This is a genomic window from Neobacillus sp. PVCKKU3 (genome assembly GCF_058323225.1).
Genome location: NZ_JBLVQN010000012.1, coordinates 54905 through 70648, shown reverse-complemented (window position 1 = coordinate 70648; position 15744 = coordinate 54905). Strand labels below are relative to the sequence as shown.

Sequence of the window (15744 nt, the reverse complement as noted above, 5' to 3'; positions counted from 1 at the left end):
TTGATTTCCGCTCCGGGGGCTCCCCTGTCCCGTACTCCCGCAGGAGTCGAGCCCCCTCCGCTCCAATCATCACGATTGTAACTTGTACGTAGCAAAAAACTAATCCAGCTTCTCCCCTTCAAGTACGCCGGAGTCTTCAAGCTGATTTCTTAAAATTTGATATTCTTCCGATTTCCATAAGGTTTCGGATTGGATTAGGGTGGCGGCGTCACTTCGGGCGGTTTCGAGGGCGCGGTAGTCATGAACCATATCGGCTACTTTAAATTCTGGCATGCCGCTTTGTTTTTTGCCAAAAAAGTCTCCCGGTCCCCTTAGCTCCAAATCTTTTTCACTTAATACAAAACCATCATTGGTTTCCGTCATGATCCGCATTCTTTCCTGGCCTGTCTCTGATTTTGGACTGGCAAGCAAAATGCAATAGGCTTGATCACTCCCCCGGCCGACACGGCCACGGAGCTGATGAAGCTGGGAGAGACCAAATCTTTCTGCATCATAAATAACCATGACTGTTGCATTGGGCACATTCACGCCAACCTCAACTACAGTTGTCGAGACGAGCACTTGAACCTCGTTTGCACTGAACGCCTTCATAACGGAATCCTTTTCCTCAGAGCTTAATCTCCCATGCATCAGCCCTGCTGTAAAGCGATTTTGAAAATAGCTGCTTAATGTTGCATGCACATCAATAGCATTTTGCACATCAAGCTTTTCCGATTCCTCAATTAATGGACAAATAACGTATGCCTGATGGCCCTTCTGTAATTCTTTTTCTACAAACGCCAATACCCGTTCAAGCATTTCTGGTTTGGCCCAATAGGTTTCAATCGTTTTCCTGCCAGCAGGCATTTCGTCAATGATGGATACATCCATCTCGCCAAAAACGGTAATGGCAAGCGTCCGGGGTATCGGGGTGGCAGTCATGAACAGCACATCTGGATTTTCTCCCTTTTCCCTCAGGATACGGCGCTGCTCCACACCGAAGCGATGCTGCTCATCGGTAATAACAAAACCTAATTTCTTAAATGTTACTTCATCCTGAATTAACGCATGTGTCCCTATTAAAATATCAATATTTCCATTCGTAAGCTGCTCAAGGATTTCCCGGCGGCGCTTCCCTTTTATGGAGCTTGTCAGCAATTCACACTTTATTCCAAAAGGTTCCAACAAGGTTTTCAATGATTCTGCATGCTGCTCAGCCAATATTTCCGTCGGTACCATCAGCGCTCCCTGATAGCCTGACGTAACACTTGCGTACAGACCAACCGCTGCCACCACCGTTTTTCCTGATCCAACATCTCCCTGGAGCAGGCGGTTCATTCGATAAGGCGACTTAAGGTCGGATAGTATTTCATTTACAACTCGTTTCTGGGCATTTGTTAATGGGAACGGCAGGCGGGCGATGAATTCCTTTAATTTCCCAAGGTCATAGTTTTGGCTGATCCCCGGTGAATGCTCACGCTCAAACTTCCGAAGTGCCTGCATTTTTAGCTGAAAGATTAGAAATTCCTCGTACACAAAGCGCCGTCTCGCCTGCTTGAGATCCTCCCCGCCGCCAGGAAAATGCATCGCTTTTATGGCATCTCTCCTGTTTAAAAGCCGATATTTTGTTATGAAGTATTCCGGCAGCGTTTCATCAATATACGTTCCAAATTGTTGAAAAGCTAAGTTAATAAATTTACGCATGCCCTTTGTTGTCAGTCTTCCTTTAAGAGAATATACAGGTTCAAAATCTTTACCTTTCGCATTTTCCCCCATCTGGAGTTCACTGGCAGTAATCGTCTGTCGATGGGCATCCCACTTTCCTGTAATTGTTAACGTTTCATTGATGGTGATTTTATTTTTTAAATAGGGCTGGTTAAAGAAAACGACTTTGATTAAGTATTGTCCTGCAAAAAAGCGGAAGGAGAGCTTTGACTTCTTCCTGCCATAATAGACAAGAGAAGGTTCGCTTTGAACCTTCCCTGCGATCGTCACCTTCTCGTCATGTTGCACTTCCATCAAATCGCGAAGACGGTAATCCTCATAACGATAGGGGAAATATTCCAATAAATCATGAATGCTGAAAATGTTCATTTCTGAAAAAATTTCCGCCGTTTCGTCACCTATGCCCTTTATAACTGTTATTGGCTGGTTTAGATATGGATTCACTTTTCTGTAAGCGGCATTCCGAAAATTTTGGCCTGCAGCGCCCGGCCAGTTGGTGTTGCCGCTAACCCTCCCTGCGCTGTTTCTTTTAAGGCTGTTGGCATTGATTGGCCAATTCTATACATTGCGTCAATCACTTCATCGCATGGAATTCGGCTTTTGATTCCGGCAAGTGCCATATCTGCGGCTACCATGGCATTGGCTGCACCCATGGCATTTCGCTTTACACAAGGCACTTCCACAAGACCGGCAACCGGGTCACAAACTAAGCCAAGCATATTTTTTAATGTGATGGCCATTGCTTCGGCACATTGTTCCGGAGTTCCTCCGGCCATTTCGACGATTGCTGCTGCGGCCATTCCTGCTGCCGATCCCACCTCGGCTTGGCAGCCCCCGGCAGCACCGGATATGGAGGCATTGTTTGCAACAACAAAGCCGAACGCTCCGGCGGTAAATAAAAACGAAATCATTTGCTCTCTTGTTGGGTGCAACTTTTTCTTTACAGCAAACAACGTCCCTGGAACGACACCTGCTGATCCGGCAGTCGGTGTGGCACAAATCGTTCCCATCGCCGCATTTACTTCATTTGTTGCGACAGCCCGGCTGACGGCATCGAGAATCGTTTCACCGGATAAGAAATTGCCTTTTTCAATATATTTTTGCAATAGTACTGCATCTCCGCCCGTTAAGCCGGTAACGGAAGTAACCCCTTTCAATCCGCGCTCAACTGCTTCTTCCATCACTTTGAGGTTACGGTCCATAAAGCCGATTACTTCTTCCTTGGACCGTCCCGTTACGGTGACTTCCTGCTCAATCATAATTTCGGAAATTTTTTTATTTTGACTGTTGGCCAGTTCTACTAATTCTGCTACATTACGAAACATAAAATGACCCCCTTTCGCTGTGTATGTTTAATCAACAATTTTTGTGACCTTCAAGATGTTTGGCAGCTGTTCGAGTTCCTCGATCAGGGTATCATCAATATTTTGGTCGACCTCAATTGTCATCAGGGCCATTTTTCCAACTTCCTTACGGGAAACCTCCATATGGCCAATATTAATTTCATATTTCGCCAGTGCATTGGCGACACTTGCAATGGCACCGAACCGGTCATTATGAACAACTAAGATAGCAGGGTGATTGCCAGAAAGCTTCAATTCAAAACCGTTCAACTCGATGATTTCAATCTTTCCGCCGCCAATGGAAATGCCTACTAATTCAAGCTCCCCATTGTGATCGCCAATTATGATTCTAGCGGTATTGGGGTGGTCTGTAACTGCATCCTCTTCAATGAAGCGAATTTTCATTCCGTTTCCTTCAGCAATCTCAATAGCTTTGATAATCCTTTTATCGTCTGTATCGAAATCCAATAATCCGCCCACAATTGCAACATCCGTACCGTGACCCTTATACGTTTGCGCGAAGGATCCGTATAACGAAATATTTGCCCATTTTGGCTCCCTGCCAAATAAACTTCTAGCGACGCGGCCGATTCTCGCAGCACCGGCAGTGTGAGAGCTTGAAGGACCAATCATGACCGGGCCAATGATATCAAATACGCTTCTATACTTCATGAATTTATTCCCCCTTGCCTATGTCTTTCTATCTTTATTAAAAAATGGTTAGTATATATTATCAAAAAAAAGAAGGGTGGTCCCTTGGGACCCCCTTCTATTTTAGCCGTTATTTATTCAATTGAAAAGATATAAGAATATAATGGTTGTTTGCCATTATGAACCTCTATTTCCACATCGTTAAATTTTTCTTCAACGAATTCGGTAAGCTGGCTGAGTTCTTCCTCTGTCACATCTTCACCATAAATGATGGTAAGAATTTCAGAATCTTCATCAAGCATGTTTGATAACAGGTCTTCCGCTGCTTTTTCTTTATCTTTATTTTTAACAACAATTTTCCCTTCGGCAATCCCCATGAAATCCCCAGTTTCAATATCCAATCCATCGATTTGTGTATCGCGGACGGCAAAGGTGATTTGTCCGGTTTTCACATGGCTTAGCGCCTCCGTCATGGCAGCAGCATTTGCCTCAGCATCTGTGGAAGGATTAAAGACAAGCAGAGCGGAAAGCCCTTGCGGAACGGTTTTGGATGGAATCACATAAATTTCTTCATCCGATACATCGCGAGCCTGCTCAGCAGCCATAATGATGTTTTTATTATTCGGCAAAATAAATACTTTTTTGGCATTTACTTCTTTGACAGCCTTGACAATATCCTCTGTGCTTGGGTTCATCGTCTGGCCGCCTTCAATAACTGCATGTGCCCCGATGCTCTTAAAAAGGTCGGCAACGCCCGAGCCCATTGAGACAGCAACAATTCCGTATTCCTGCTTTTCTTTTGTTGTTTCTTTCACCGCAGTGGCAAGCGGAGTATGTGTTTCTCCAACAATATTGGAATGCTGCTGGCGCATATTTTCAATTTTCATATTAATAAGGTTGCCGTAGCGCTGACCGTATGTTAATACTTCACCAGGCTGCTCGGAATGAATATGAACTTTCACAATATCATCATCAGAGATCACCAATAACGAATCTCCATAATTGCTTAGATCATTGCGGAAAGCAGTCTCATTAAATGGATGCTTTGCTATCTTTTCTGTTTCAAAACGAACCATAAACTCTGTACAGTAGCCAAATTCAATATCTTCAGTGTTAATATGGCCCTGAACGCTTTTATGATGCTCGGCATTAACTAATTCATCCATTGATGGCATGCCTTCTGGTGAGTCCGGCAGTTTTTCTCCCTTTAATTCAGCAAGAAAGCCTTCATACACACAGACAAGCCCCTGCCCGCCGGAATCAACAACCCCGACTTCCTTTAAAACAGGCAATAGGTCAGGCGTACGCTTTAGGGAAGCTTTAGCCTCCTTGAGAACATCTTCCATAATAACAACAATATCATTTGATTTTTGCGCAGTCTGCACAGCTTTTTTTGCAGCATCTTTGGCAACAGTCAGAATTGTTCCTTCAACCGGCTTCATAACAGCTTTATAAGCAGTTTCAACCCCGGCCTCAAGCGCTCCTGCAAATTCTTTTCCATTGATGATTGCTTTAGCTTCGATTGCTTTAGAAAAACCGCGGAACAATTGCGAAAGAATAACGCCAGAGTTTCCCCGTGCTCCCATGAGCAGTCCTTTTGAGAGAGAAACCCCCACTTTACCAATATGTTCTTGGACATTATTTTTAACCTCTTTTGCACCGGAGGTCATGGATAAATTCATATTAGTCCCTGTATCGCCATCCGGAACTGGAAAAACGTTCAGAGCATCTACCATTTTAGCATTGGCTGAGAGATGATTGGCGCCTTGAATAATCATCTCGGCAAAACGTTTTCCATCTAATGCTGTAATTGACACAAACTTCACTCCTTACTACGGGTTCGTCACACGAACTCCCTGAACGAAAATATTAACCGAATCAACGGCAAGTCCAACTGTCTTATCAAGGGTGTACTTAACCTTTGATTGCACGTTGTGAGCAATTTCAGAAATCTTGGTTCCATAGCTGACAATAATATACATATCAATATGTAACGCTTCATTTTCCTGGCGGACAATGACACCGCGGGTGAAATTTTCTCTTCTAAGAATTTCAGTTATGCCATCTTTGATCTGATTTTTAGAGGCCATGCCGACAATTCCATAGCATTCTACCGCAGCTCCTCCGGCAATGGTTGCGATTACTTCATTTGAAATATCAATTTGTCCGTACTTCGTTTTTAATTCAATGGACATGAATCGTTCCCCCTCCTGAAAAATTGCTCTTTAACTACAGTCATTTTACTATAGTAGCTTAAATATTGAAAGTCATTCCTGGTACGTTTACTATAACAGCATTTATTTCAGGGTAATGTCAAGGTTTTTTTCTTGAAACCATTTAACTAAGCTATTGCATTCATAATGGTTGTGTGATAAATTATTAAGGTATCTTAAGACAGAAAATTTGGCTATGCCATTTTTCTATATGATTAGTATCTAGAATACTGGTTAAGCTTTTCGTGTTAAGGAGGGAAATTTAATGCCGCGCAAATGTGTAGTAACTGGAAAGAAAACCACTACTGGTAACGCCCGTTCTCACGCTATGAACGCTAACAAGCGTACATGGGGTGCTAACCTACAAAAAGTACGTATCCTTGTTGATGGAAAACCAAAGCGTGTTTGGGTTTCTGCAAGAGCGTTAAGATCCGGTAAAGTAGAACGCGTATAATTTTTAGTGAGGCTGTCATGTGACAGCCTCATTTTCTTTTATTTTGTCCTAATATAAAAATAAAAAGCACCCATTTTATTCGAATGGGTGCTTTAGGTTTATGAAAGGTAATAAGCCCATTTTGGGGAATGAGGCCTTTTTCCTATTCTTTTTTATTAAACACGCCAATCATCGCTCGGACAATTCCACCTAAAAATCTCGGCAGTTTAATTGTATAAAATTTCATACTGTCCCTCCTCACAAATCTCACGTCTAACATTTTATTCTTTACCCTAAATCCGTACGCCCTTACCATTTTATTCAAACGAACAAAATCAGTACCGATTTTTCGAGGCTTTTAATCATGGCTTCTTATCACTAATAATATGCCTTCTGAAAATGAAAAAGTACCATAATCGCTAATAAGTTCATTACTTATACATAGTGTGGATCCGAGGGAAATATGACGGTTCTTCAAAGGATATTTGAACCCATCCAGAGTAATCCCGAAAACATCTAGGGTTAATGGCACAAATGAAATATATTTTTTATCCCATCTTTTCTTGAGTGTATATGTGCCTGGCCCTTTTAAAAATGCAATATTGTAACGGTCAATCAGAAAAATTTCCGTTTCAGTTTTGGCGTTTAGCGGATGAATTAAGAGCTGGACATTCGCCAGTAAATGGTCTAGCCTTCCCCCTGTGGCACCAAACAGTTGGATTTTTTCTGGCTGTTGCTTTAATGCCCAGTTTAAAGCTAACTCCATATCGGTTTCATCTTTTTCAGGAATAAATTTTTTTAATTTTGTAACCTTATCTTCGATAACCGCTAATTCCGCTTTTGTTACGGAATCAAAATCGCCAAAGGCAATTGCTGGTGTAATGCTTCTCGATATCAAATGAAATACGCCGCGGTCAACACCCACCCATATTGCATCCTCTTCGATATATTCCGTTAAATCGGGCAGAAGATCCTCCGGACCTCCGGCGAGTATATTAATAATCATCATCTGAACTCCTTTTTGCTAAACAAAAAGCCGGCGTTAAGCCGACTTTGTTTACCCTCTTATATGCGAAATGGCCTTCGCATAATCCGCTTGATTATAAATGGCCGATCCGGCGACAAGGACATTTGCGCCGGCCTCTATACATAGCTTTGCTGTTTCCGGATTGACACCGCCATCGATTTCAATTTCAACTTCTACTCCTTTTTCCACTGCCATTTGTTTTACTTTCTTGATTTTCGGCAGCACCTCAGGAATAAATTTTTGCCCGCCAAATCCGGGATTTACAGACATTAACAGCACCATATCGATATCCCCGATAATATGCTGGATTGACTCTACAGGTGTGGCAGGATTTAAGACAACTCCGGCCTTTACACCAAAGGATTTAATATTTTGAATCGTGCGGTGCAGGTGACGGCATGATTCGACATGGACCGTTATATAATCCGCACCTGCTTTCGCAAAGGCTTCAATATATTGGTCCGGATTTTCAATCATTAAATGAACATCCAGCGGCAGTTTGGTTACCGGACGAATGGCTTCAACGATAAGCGGACCGATTGTGATATTCGGGACAAAATGACCATCCATCACATCTACATGAATGTAATCTGCTCCCCCTTTTTCAACTGCTAAGATTTCTTCCCCTAATTTTGCAAAATCAGCTGAAAGAATGGATGGGGCGATTTTTACCATAACTAGTACCTCGGCTTTCTATCTTTAATTTCCTGGAGGAAATCGACATAATGGTCGTAACGATACGTTGGAATCTCACCAGATTCCACTGCCTGTTTAACACCGCATTTCGGTTCGCTCAGATGAAGGCAGCCGCGGAATTTGCAATTTTCACTTGCCCTTAAGATTTCCGGAAAACAGGAGGTTAAATCCTCTGCTTCGATATCCGTGAAATCCAAAGAGCTAAATCCCGGAGTATCCGCTAATAATCCATTGCCGACTTTTATCAGTTCAACATGTCTTGTTGTATGCTTTCCCCTTCCCAAATGGGTGGAGATATCATTTGTTTTCAATTCCAAGTCTGGTCTTAATACATTCAACAAAGATGACTTGCCAACCCCTGATTGACCGGCAAAAACAGATATTTTATCCTCGAGATGTGGATGCAATAATTCAATGCCTGTTTCCGTCTCGGAAGATGTCATAATCACTTCATAACCGGCGGCCTGATAGTGCGCGGCATACTCCGAAATCTTCTGCTGCTCCACATCATTTGTTAAGTCCATTTTGGTAATACAAATAATCGGCTCAATTTGATTAAATTCAACCAGAACAAGGAAACGATCCAAGAGTACGGTACTAAATTCAGGTTCGACCGCGGAAAAAACCAAAATCGCCAAGTCGACATTCGCAATGGGCGGGCGAACCAATTCATTTTTGCGTTCCTTCACTTCCAAAATGTACCCTTCTTGGTCATTTTCTGCTTGAAAAACAACTTCATCCCCCACAAGGGGAGTGATTTTATTTTTCCGAAACACTCCTCTACCCCGGCACTGAATTAAGTCATCATTGTAAAGAACATAATAAAAACCGCTCAATGCTTTTACAATTTTACCTTCAGGCATAGCAGCCCTCCTTGTAAAAAGATTTAATTAAAAAAGGTTATTCTACGTCGCTGTAATTAATTGTTTCTTCTGCAATAATTTTAGAATCACGAAACACCTGATAGCTGGCTTTTTTACCTTCCACAATAATCAATTTAATTTGCTTTGTTGTTGTTTCTGTAATATAGAAGACATCCGCAGGCACACTCATATTGTGATTCATATCATCAATATAAATCCTTACCTCTTGTTTTTGTCCAGGCTGGCCTGGCAAAGGAGGTTCGAAATTAATGGTAACTTCTTTCGTTATTTCCTTAGGGGGTTTTTCTTCTTTTCCTTTTGAGACAATCACGGTGACTTTATCACCTTTTTGAAGCTGAGTTCCTTGTTTAGGTTCTTGTGAAATAATCATACCCTTTGGAATGGTTTCATTATATTGTTCCTGAGAAGCATCTAACGTTACACCAACCGATGCCGCATAATCCTGTGCAGCTTTTACACTATATTGTGTTAGATCCATTAATACAATTTTTTCCGGGCCCTTACTAACTTCAAATTCCAAAACAGTATCCTCAGGAACCACCTTTTTCCCGCCGGAAGGATTTTGGCTGAGAATCGTTCCTGGTTCGCTGTCATCGTTTTTCTCAGTCTTCTTTATATCTTTAAAATTCTGATTATCCAACAAACGAACAACATCATCATATTGCCGGCCCACATAATCGGATAGTTCATATTTTTCTTTTCCTGTACTTATATAAAGTGTTACCTTTGATTGTTCTTTAACGACTGTAGCCGCTTCAGGATTCGTTTTAATAACACTGCCTTTTTCGATTTCATCGTCAGTTAGTTTAATTTTCTTATCAATAGTCAGTCCCTGTTGTCTTAACTTTGAAATCGCATCGTCTTCCTTCATTCCGCTGACATCAGGAATTTTGACATCCTTTGCGGTAATTAATCCCGGAACAAAATAGGCGGATAGTCCAAGCAAAACCAGTAAAACTAAAAGAGAAGTAAGAACGATTGGCCATTTTCTTCGCTTTTTATTTGCCCCTTTTCCTTGTTTCGAATCAGAAGTGCCACCCGAACCGCCAGTGTTTTTTTCACTGCTGTGAACAATTGTTTCATCTAGATTCTTTAATGACTTATCATTTGTAATAATTGGGATAGCCTTCGTCGCTTCATCATCAATCGGTATGATAAATTTTGGTTCAAACAGTCGATCAGGATCAAGCGCAGTCCGTAAATCTTCCTCCATTTCATCGACGGTATCATAGCGATGAAATGGATCTTTTGCCGTTGCTTTTAAGACGATATTTTCTACGCTCTGTGGAATATTAGAGTTCCATCTTCTGACGGACGGAGTTTCGGATTGTAAATGCTTTAGAGCAATTGATACGGCTGATTCTCCGGAAAAAGGAAGTCTGCCGGTCAATAATTCGAACATAACAATCCCCAGTGAGTATATATCTGACTTTCGAGTGGCCATACCGCCCCGGGCCTGCTCTGGCGATAAATAATGGACAGACCCAAGAACTGAATTGGTCTGCGTAATACTAGTGGCACTTAAAGCCATAGCAATACCAAAATCCGTAATTTTAACATTCCCATCATGGTCTACCAAAATATTATGCGGTTTAATATCACGATGAATGATATGGTTATGATGAGCATGAGAAATAGCCGAGGTCAATTGCTTCATAATTTCAATTGCCTCTTCCACCTTAAGAGGAGAATTTTGCTGTATGTATTGTTTCAGTGTATTTCCATCTACAAATTCCATAACGATATAATATAAATCGTCTTCTTCGCCGACATCAAATATATTAACAATGTTTGGGTGTGCAAGGCTTGTAGCAGATTGTGCTTCTCGATGAAACCTCCGAATAAACTCTTCATCATTTGCAAAATCAAGCCGCAGCATTTTAACCGCAACGTCCCGGTCAAGGATCATATCATGAGCAAGGTAAACGTTGGCCATGCCGCCTCCGCCAATCATATCAATGATTTTATAGCGGCCGCTTAGTCTTTTACCAATCAACATTACATACCACCCTCACTGGCTTCAAAAAACTCTACTATAGCCAATGTAATGTTGTCTTCTCCGCCATTTTCATTTGCAAGTGAGATAAGGGTTTTCGCTTTTTCCTCGAGAAGGCCGCTGCTTAACAGCGTATCTTTCATCCTTGTTCCACTGACTTTATTGGAAAGACCGTCAGAACATAAAAGGAGTAAATCGCCTTCTTCGAAAGTGATTGTTTTAATATCCATTTCGACTGTTTTTTCCGTCCCCAATGCCCTCAGCAATACATTTTTACGAGGATGATGCTCCGCATCCTCTTTGGAAATTTGTCCGGTTCTGACTAATTCATTAACAAGGGAATGGTCTTCGGTAATTTGCTTAAAACCAGATTCATTCAGAATATAACCGCGGCTGTCGCCTATATTTGCCATTGTCGCAAACAAACTCGTGGCGATGGCAGCAACAATCGTCGTCCCCATCCCGTCACATTCCGTATGGCTTAAGGCATGTTCAAAAAGAATTTCATTTACCTTTTTAATATGCTCCTCGAGCCACGTTTCGGCCGTCTCAGCATCTTTAATTCCTTTCGTTTTTTCCCATTCTTGTTTTAAATGCGATACGCTCATTTCACTTGCTACATCACCCGCACGGTGGCCGCCCATCCCATCGGCTACGATGGCAAGGCGGTCCCCGTCAAGGTTAATAAAAACTCCCCCGGCATCCTCATTGTGAAGACGCACTTTCCCTCGGTCTGTTTGAAATACTTCTTTCATACCTTTACATCGTCTCCTCTTTTCGCTCCTTTGCACGAAGCTGCCCGCATGCTGCATCAATATCATGTCCGTGCTCCCGGCGAATGGTTACATTTATACCACGCGTTTTTAGCGTCTTCTCAAAAGCAAAAATCTTTTCTCTAGGCGTGCGGACGTAATCCCTTTCCGGAACGTAGTTAACAGGTATCAGATTCACATGGCATTTAAGCCCTTTTATCAGTTCTGCCAATTCTTCGGCATGCTCAACTGAATCGTTAACACCGCCAAAGAGCCCATACTCAAAACTTATTCTTCTGCCTGTCTTATCGATATAATACCGCACTGCTTTCATTAAGTCATCAAGTTTAAAAGCTTTATTAATCGGCATTAACCTTGACCTTAATTCCGTATTAGGAGCATGCAGGGAAATGGCAAAATTAATTTGCATATTTTCATCGGCAAATTGATAGATTTTCGGGATAATACCGCTTGTTGAAACAGTGATATGACGCGCCCCGATATTTAACGCCTTTTCGTGATTAATAATTTTTAGAAACGACAGCATATTATCGTAATTATCAAAAGGCTCGCCAATACCCATAATGACAACGGAACTGACGCGTTCCTCTGATTCATCAAGAGCTTGCTGGACCTTGACAACCTGCGCAACGATTTCACCAGCTTCTAAATGTCTTTTTAAGCCGCCAAGAGTGGAAGCACAAAAGGTACAGCCAATTCTGCAGCCAACCTGAGTCGTTACACAAACTGAGTTTCCATAATCGTGACGCATTAAAACTGTCTCAATGGAATATCCATCATGAAGCTCAAAAAGAAATTTGATCGTTCCATCCGAGGATGTTTGCTGAATAACCGTATTTAAGGTAGTAATCTGAAACGCGGCGTCCATTTTCTCTCTTAATCCTATGGATAAATTGCTCATATCCTCAAAAGAAGTGACCCGTTTTTTATAAAGCCAGTCAAAAATTTGCTCGGCTCTAAATGGTTTTTCGCCATTCTCTTTCAGCCATTCCTTTAAATCTTGAAGCTCAAGTGAGTAAATCGATTTCTTTTTGTCCAATGCTGTATTCTTCTCTGCTGTATTTAATTGTTCCAATCGTTACACCTTCCTTTTTAAAGCGGCTATATAAAAGCCGTCTGACCCAAAATCCTGTGGGAATATTTGCAAATCAAATCCAGTAATGAGCGGTTGAATCGCTTCTGGCATCCTGTTTTTGAATGATAAATCTCCCTCAAACTCCGGATTGTTGTCTAAAAATGTCTTTACTGTATGTTCATTTTCCTCTTTATCTACTGTACAAGTACTATATACAAGGGTGCCGCCTTTCTTAAGTAAAGGAGCAACTGATGTTAATAGACTTTGTTGAATACTGCTTAAACGCTCTAAATCCTTTTCGGTCTTGGTATACTTCATATCAGGCTTTCTTCTCATCACCCCAAGCCCTGAGCATGGTGCATCAAGCAAAATGTGATGAAATGATTCCTGCTTGAACTTTTCCTGCAGCAATCTTGAATCAGAGACATTTGTCTTTATATTTGTTAACCCTAATCGGCGGGCATTTTCATTGATAAGTCTTACTTTGTGCTGATGAAGGTCAACGGAAATCACTTCGCCAGTATTTTGCATCTTTTCAGCAATATGCGTGCTTTTACCTCCAGGGGCTGCACAAGCATCAAGGACAAATTCATTTTTTTCAGCGCCTAATGCATAAGCTACAAGCATCGAACTTTCATCTTGAATTGTGAACATTCCATATTTAAATGCAATGCTAGTAGCCAGATTGCCCTTTAACGACCTAATCGCTTCGGGAATAATCGGGCTTTTTTCAATTTCAAACCCCTCTTCTTCCAGCACCTGAGCGCATTCATCTCGAGAAATCTTGGTGAGATTGACTCTGGCAATTTGCATCGGTGCCGTCAGATTGATCTCACACATTTCTTTTGTTTTTTCATAGCCAAATTGGCTGACCCAGCGGCCCACAAGCCATAATGGGTGACTCGTTTCCAGTGATAATCTTTCAATTGGGTCGGAAACTTCATTTAAAGATGGAAGTCCTTCTCTTTGAATGCTTCTAAGCACGCCATTAACCAAACCTGCAATTCCTTTATGTCCGCGTTTTTTGGCAATTTCTACTGCTTCAAAGATGGCAGCACGATCAGGAATTCGGTCAAGATAAACCATTTGATAAACGGTAAGTCTAAGTAAATGAATAATCCAATCCGCCAATTTTTTATGGTCTTTTATAAAAGGCTTGAGAAAGAAATCTAAGGCCATTCTTCTTTGTAACGTTCCATAGGTTAATTCCGTTAATAAGCCGATATCCTTTGGCGAAATTTGATTATTATTGATTGCATGATTAAGAAGCAGATTGCTGTAGGACTGATTTTTTTCTATTGTAACAAGAAGGTCCATTGCCGCTTCTCGTACATTCGTTCTCGCTTTGGTTGTCATTTTATTCTCCTAATTTACTGCCTGTTGAAATTTTCGAACCCGCTCCCCGTAAAAATTGCTCGCTGGCCATTTTTGTTTTTCCGGATGGCTGCAGTTCGATAATTTTAATCGCCGTATCATCTCCGGTGCTGACCGTTAAGCCGTCCGGCTCAATGTTGATGATTGTCCCGGGTACGTCCTGCTTGGCATTTATAATTTTCTCCGCTTGCCAAATTTTTAACACCTGGCCATCTAACATCGTAAAAGCAACAGGCCATGGATTTAAGCCGCGAATTTGATTATATATTTCAGCGCCTGTTTTGGCCCAATTGATTTTTTCCTGTTCTCGCTTAATATTGGGAGCAAAGGTCGCCTCGCTGTCATTCTGCGGCACTGGGTTTAATTTGCCCTCGAGAAGCCTAGGCAATGTTTCTGAAAGTAGTTTGGCACCTGCCGCACTAAGTTTTTCATGAAGTGTACCAACGTTATCATCTTCGGCAATTGAAACTTCCACTTTTGATAGCATATCACCGGCATCTAATTTCTCGACCATATACATGATGGTAACACCTGTTTTCTTTTTCCCCTGCATAATAGCATAGTGGATTGGCGCTCCGCCGCGTAATTCCGGAAGCAAGGAAGCATGGACATTGATACAGCCAAATTTTGGGGCATCCAGCAGCTCCTTTGGTAAAATTTGACCAAAGGCTGCCGTTACAATTAAGTCCGGCTTCAAAGCGAGGATTTTACTGAGCTCTTCTGAATGACGAATTTTTTCCGGCTGCAAGACAGGGATCCCCTGCTTTACCGCTTCTACCTTAACAGGTGGCGGCGTTAAAACCTTTTTTCTACCTACAGGCCTGTCTGGCTGGGTTACCACGCCAATTACCTCGTATCCATCTTCAATAATTTGTCGCAAAATTGGCACTGAAAAATCGGGTGTACCCATAAAAACAATTTTCGTCATTCAGCCTCTACTCCTTTTAACTCATCTTCCTCGAGATATCGCAATACCTTTGACGTAAACAATATCCCGTCTAAATGGTCGATTTCATGCTGAATAGCCCGTGCCAGGAACCCTTCAGCCTCCACTATATATTTTCTGCCTTTTCGGTCCAAGGCCTCAATTTTCACGAAATTTGGTCTTGATACTTCCCCAAACAAATTGGGAAAGCTTAAACAGCCTTCCGGTCCTGTTTGTTCTCCGGCTGTTTCGAGAACACAAGGATTTATCATTTCAATCGTCCCTGATTCATCATCAATGTCGACGATCGCCACGCGGGCGTCTACACCAATTTGTGGAGCGGCAAGCCCCACCCCATCAAATTCAATCATGGTGTCATACATATCATCTAGCATTTTTGCCAGTTTTTTATCAAACTTCACTACCTCTTGGCATTTTGTTTCCAGTATCTCCGCAGGGTAGTTTACAATTTTACGTATCGCCAAAACGGTTCCTCCAATAAGCTTATTAACTTGTTTAATCTCTAGCTGCAGCGCCTAGGGGCTCGGGGTCATAAGCCAATCCGACAAGAAGGCTAAAGAACAGCCTTCTCGCCGGCTCGTCTTATGCCTGTCGCCCCTGAGCAAGGCGCTTCCGCTTTTATAATCATT

The 15744-nt window shown here is 42.0% G+C and carries 16 protein-coding genes; 1 reads left to right on the top strand and 15 read right to left on the bottom strand.

The genetic code is table 11. From position 1 onward, the window contains the following. Positions 1-99: 99 nt before the first annotated feature. The 5 genes from recG to ACNQGS_RS10440 all read right to left on the bottom strand — a co-directional run bounded on the left by recG (position 100) and on the right by ACNQGS_RS10440 (position 5893). Entirely contained in the window at positions 100-2148 is a 2049-nt protein-coding gene (gene recG, locus ACNQGS_RS10460) for an ATP-dependent DNA helicase RecG (protein ID WP_491487246.1), read from the bottom strand. Next, positions 2145-3029 carry an L-serine ammonia-lyase, iron-sulfur-dependent, subunit alpha gene (sdaAA, locus tag ACNQGS_RS10455; RefSeq protein WP_213116364.1) on the bottom strand — a complete coding sequence of 295 codons (885 nt, stop codon included), beginning with the start codon at positions 3027-3029 and terminating at the stop codon, positions 2145-2147. The genes recG and sdaAA overlap by 4 nt, the downstream gene beginning before the upstream one ends. A gap of 27 nt (positions 3030-3056) precedes the next feature. After that, a complete protein-coding gene (sdaAB, locus tag ACNQGS_RS10450; RefSeq protein ID WP_491487245.1) occupies positions 3057-3719 on the bottom strand; it encodes an L-serine ammonia-lyase, iron-sulfur-dependent subunit beta in 663 nt (220 codons plus the stop codon). 113 nt (positions 3720-3832) lie between these two features. Beyond that, on the bottom strand, positions 3833-5515 hold the full coding sequence (locus ACNQGS_RS10445; protein ID WP_491487244.1) for a DAK2 domain-containing protein: 1683 nt from the start codon (positions 5513-5515) through the stop codon (positions 3833-3835). Between the two features lie 15 nt (positions 5516-5530). Beyond that, positions 5531-5893 carry an Asp23/Gls24 family envelope stress response protein gene (locus ACNQGS_RS10440; RefSeq protein ID WP_213116367.1) on the bottom strand — a complete coding sequence of 121 codons (363 nt, stop codon included), beginning with the start codon at positions 5891-5893 and terminating at the stop codon, positions 5531-5533. 283 nt (positions 5894-6176) lie between these two features. On the opposite strand from ACNQGS_RS10440, the gene rpmB reads away from it, so the two are divergent. Continuing rightward, positions 6177-6365 (top strand): 50S ribosomal protein L28, encoded by a 189-nt coding sequence (gene rpmB, locus ACNQGS_RS10435; RefSeq protein ID WP_007087786.1) that lies wholly within the window; start codon positions 6177-6179, stop codon positions 6363-6365. Positions 6366-6507: 142 nt separating this feature from the next. Here rpmB and spoVM read toward each other — a convergent pair whose 3' ends face one another. The 10 genes from spoVM to def form a co-directional block, all read right to left on the bottom strand. Then, positions 6508-6591 carry a stage V sporulation protein SpoVM gene (gene spoVM, locus ACNQGS_RS10430; protein ID WP_042356285.1) on the bottom strand — a complete coding sequence of 28 codons (84 nt, stop codon included), beginning with the start codon at positions 6589-6591 and terminating at the stop codon, positions 6508-6510. 111 nt (positions 6592-6702) lie between these two features. Then, positions 6703-7353: a thiamine diphosphokinase gene (locus tag ACNQGS_RS10425; RefSeq protein ID WP_423801672.1), complete on the bottom strand. Its 651-nt coding sequence runs from the start codon at positions 7351-7353 to the stop codon at positions 6703-6705. Positions 7354-7401: 48 nt separating this feature from the next. Then, the gene (rpe, locus tag ACNQGS_RS10420; protein ID WP_491487243.1) at positions 7402-8046 is read right to left on the bottom strand and encodes a ribulose-phosphate 3-epimerase; all 645 of its coding nucleotides are present in this window, start codon (positions 8044-8046) and stop codon (positions 7402-7404) included. 2 nt (positions 8047-8048) lie between these two features. Further along, positions 8049-8930, bottom strand: a complete 882-nt coding sequence (rsgA, locus tag ACNQGS_RS10415) for a ribosome small subunit-dependent GTPase A (RefSeq protein ID WP_491487242.1) — start codon at positions 8928-8930, stop codon at positions 8049-8051. Positions 8931-8967: 37 nt separating this feature from the next. Continuing rightward, positions 8968-10950 carry a Stk1 family PASTA domain-containing Ser/Thr kinase gene (gene pknB / locus ACNQGS_RS10410; protein WP_491487241.1) on the bottom strand — a complete coding sequence of 661 codons (1983 nt, stop codon included), beginning with the start codon at positions 10948-10950 and terminating at the stop codon, positions 8968-8970. Beyond that, complete coding sequence (locus ACNQGS_RS10405) at positions 10950-11702, bottom strand: Stp1/IreP family PP2C-type Ser/Thr phosphatase (RefSeq protein ID WP_491487240.1); 753 nt, start codon at positions 11700-11702, stop codon at positions 10950-10952. The genes pknB and ACNQGS_RS10405 overlap by 1 nt, the downstream gene beginning before the upstream one ends. 4 nt (positions 11703-11706) lie before the next feature. After that, a complete protein-coding gene (rlmN, locus tag ACNQGS_RS10400) occupies positions 11707-12795 on the bottom strand; it encodes a dual-specificity RNA methyltransferase RlmN (protein ID WP_491487239.1) in 1089 nt (362 codons plus the stop codon). Positions 12796-12798: 3 nt separating this feature from the next. Beyond that, the gene (gene rsmB, locus ACNQGS_RS10395; protein ID WP_491487238.1) at positions 12799-14151 is read right to left on the bottom strand and encodes a 16S rRNA (cytosine(967)-C(5))-methyltransferase RsmB; all 1353 of its coding nucleotides are present in this window, start codon (positions 14149-14151) and stop codon (positions 12799-12801) included. Between the two features lies 1 nt (position 14152). Beyond that, entirely contained in the window at positions 14153-15097 is a 945-nt protein-coding gene (gene fmt / locus ACNQGS_RS10390) for a methionyl-tRNA formyltransferase (protein ID WP_491487237.1), read from the bottom strand. After that, positions 15094-15579, bottom strand: coding sequence for a peptide deformylase (gene def / locus ACNQGS_RS10385; RefSeq protein ID WP_491487236.1), 486 nt, complete (start codon positions 15577-15579; stop codon positions 15094-15096). The genes fmt and def overlap by 4 nt, the downstream gene beginning before the upstream one ends. Between the last annotated feature and the right edge of the window lie 165 nt (positions 15580-15744).

Excerpts from the sequence above, each read along its gene's own strand:
- sdaAA (WP_213116364.1), bottom strand. The coding sequence starts at position 3,029 with ATGTTTCGTAATGTAGCAGAATTAGTAGAACTGGCCAACAGTCAAAAT.
- sdaAB (WP_491487245.1), bottom strand. The coding sequence starts at position 3,719 with ATGAAGTATAGAAGCGTATTTGATATCATTGGCCCGGTCATGATTGGT.
- ACNQGS_RS10440 (WP_213116367.1), bottom strand. The coding sequence starts at position 5,893 with ATGTCCATTGAATTAAAAACGAAGTACGGACAAATTGATATTTCAAAT.
- rpmB (WP_007087786.1), top strand. The coding sequence starts at position 6,177 with ATGCCGCGCAAATGTGTAGTAACTGGAAAGAAAACCACTACTGGTAAC.
- spoVM (WP_042356285.1), bottom strand. The coding sequence starts at position 6,591 with ATGAAATTTTATACAATTAAACTGCCGAGATTTTTAGGTGGAATTGTC.
- ACNQGS_RS10425 (WP_423801672.1), bottom strand. The coding sequence starts at position 7,353 with ATGATGATTATTAATATACTCGCCGGAGGTCCGGAGGATCTTCTGCCC.
- rpe (WP_491487243.1), bottom strand. The coding sequence starts at position 8,046 with ATGGTAAAAATCGCCCCATCCATTCTTTCAGCTGATTTTGCAAAATTA.
- rsgA (WP_491487242.1), bottom strand. The coding sequence starts at position 8,930 with ATGCCTGAAGGTAAAATTGTAAAAGCATTGAGCGGTTTTTATTATGTT.
- pknB (WP_491487241.1), bottom strand. The coding sequence starts at position 10,950 with ATGTTGATTGGTAAAAGACTAAGCGGCCGCTATAAAATCATTGATATG.
- ACNQGS_RS10405 (WP_491487240.1), bottom strand. The coding sequence starts at position 11,702 with ATGAAAGAAGTATTTCAAACAGACCGAGGGAAAGTGCGTCTTCACAAT.
- rsmB (WP_491487238.1), bottom strand. The coding sequence starts at position 14,151 with ATGACAACCAAAGCGAGAACGAATGTACGAGAAGCGGCAATGGACCTT.
- fmt (WP_491487237.1), bottom strand. The coding sequence starts at position 15,097 with ATGACGAAAATTGTTTTTATGGGTACACCCGATTTTTCAGTGCCAATT.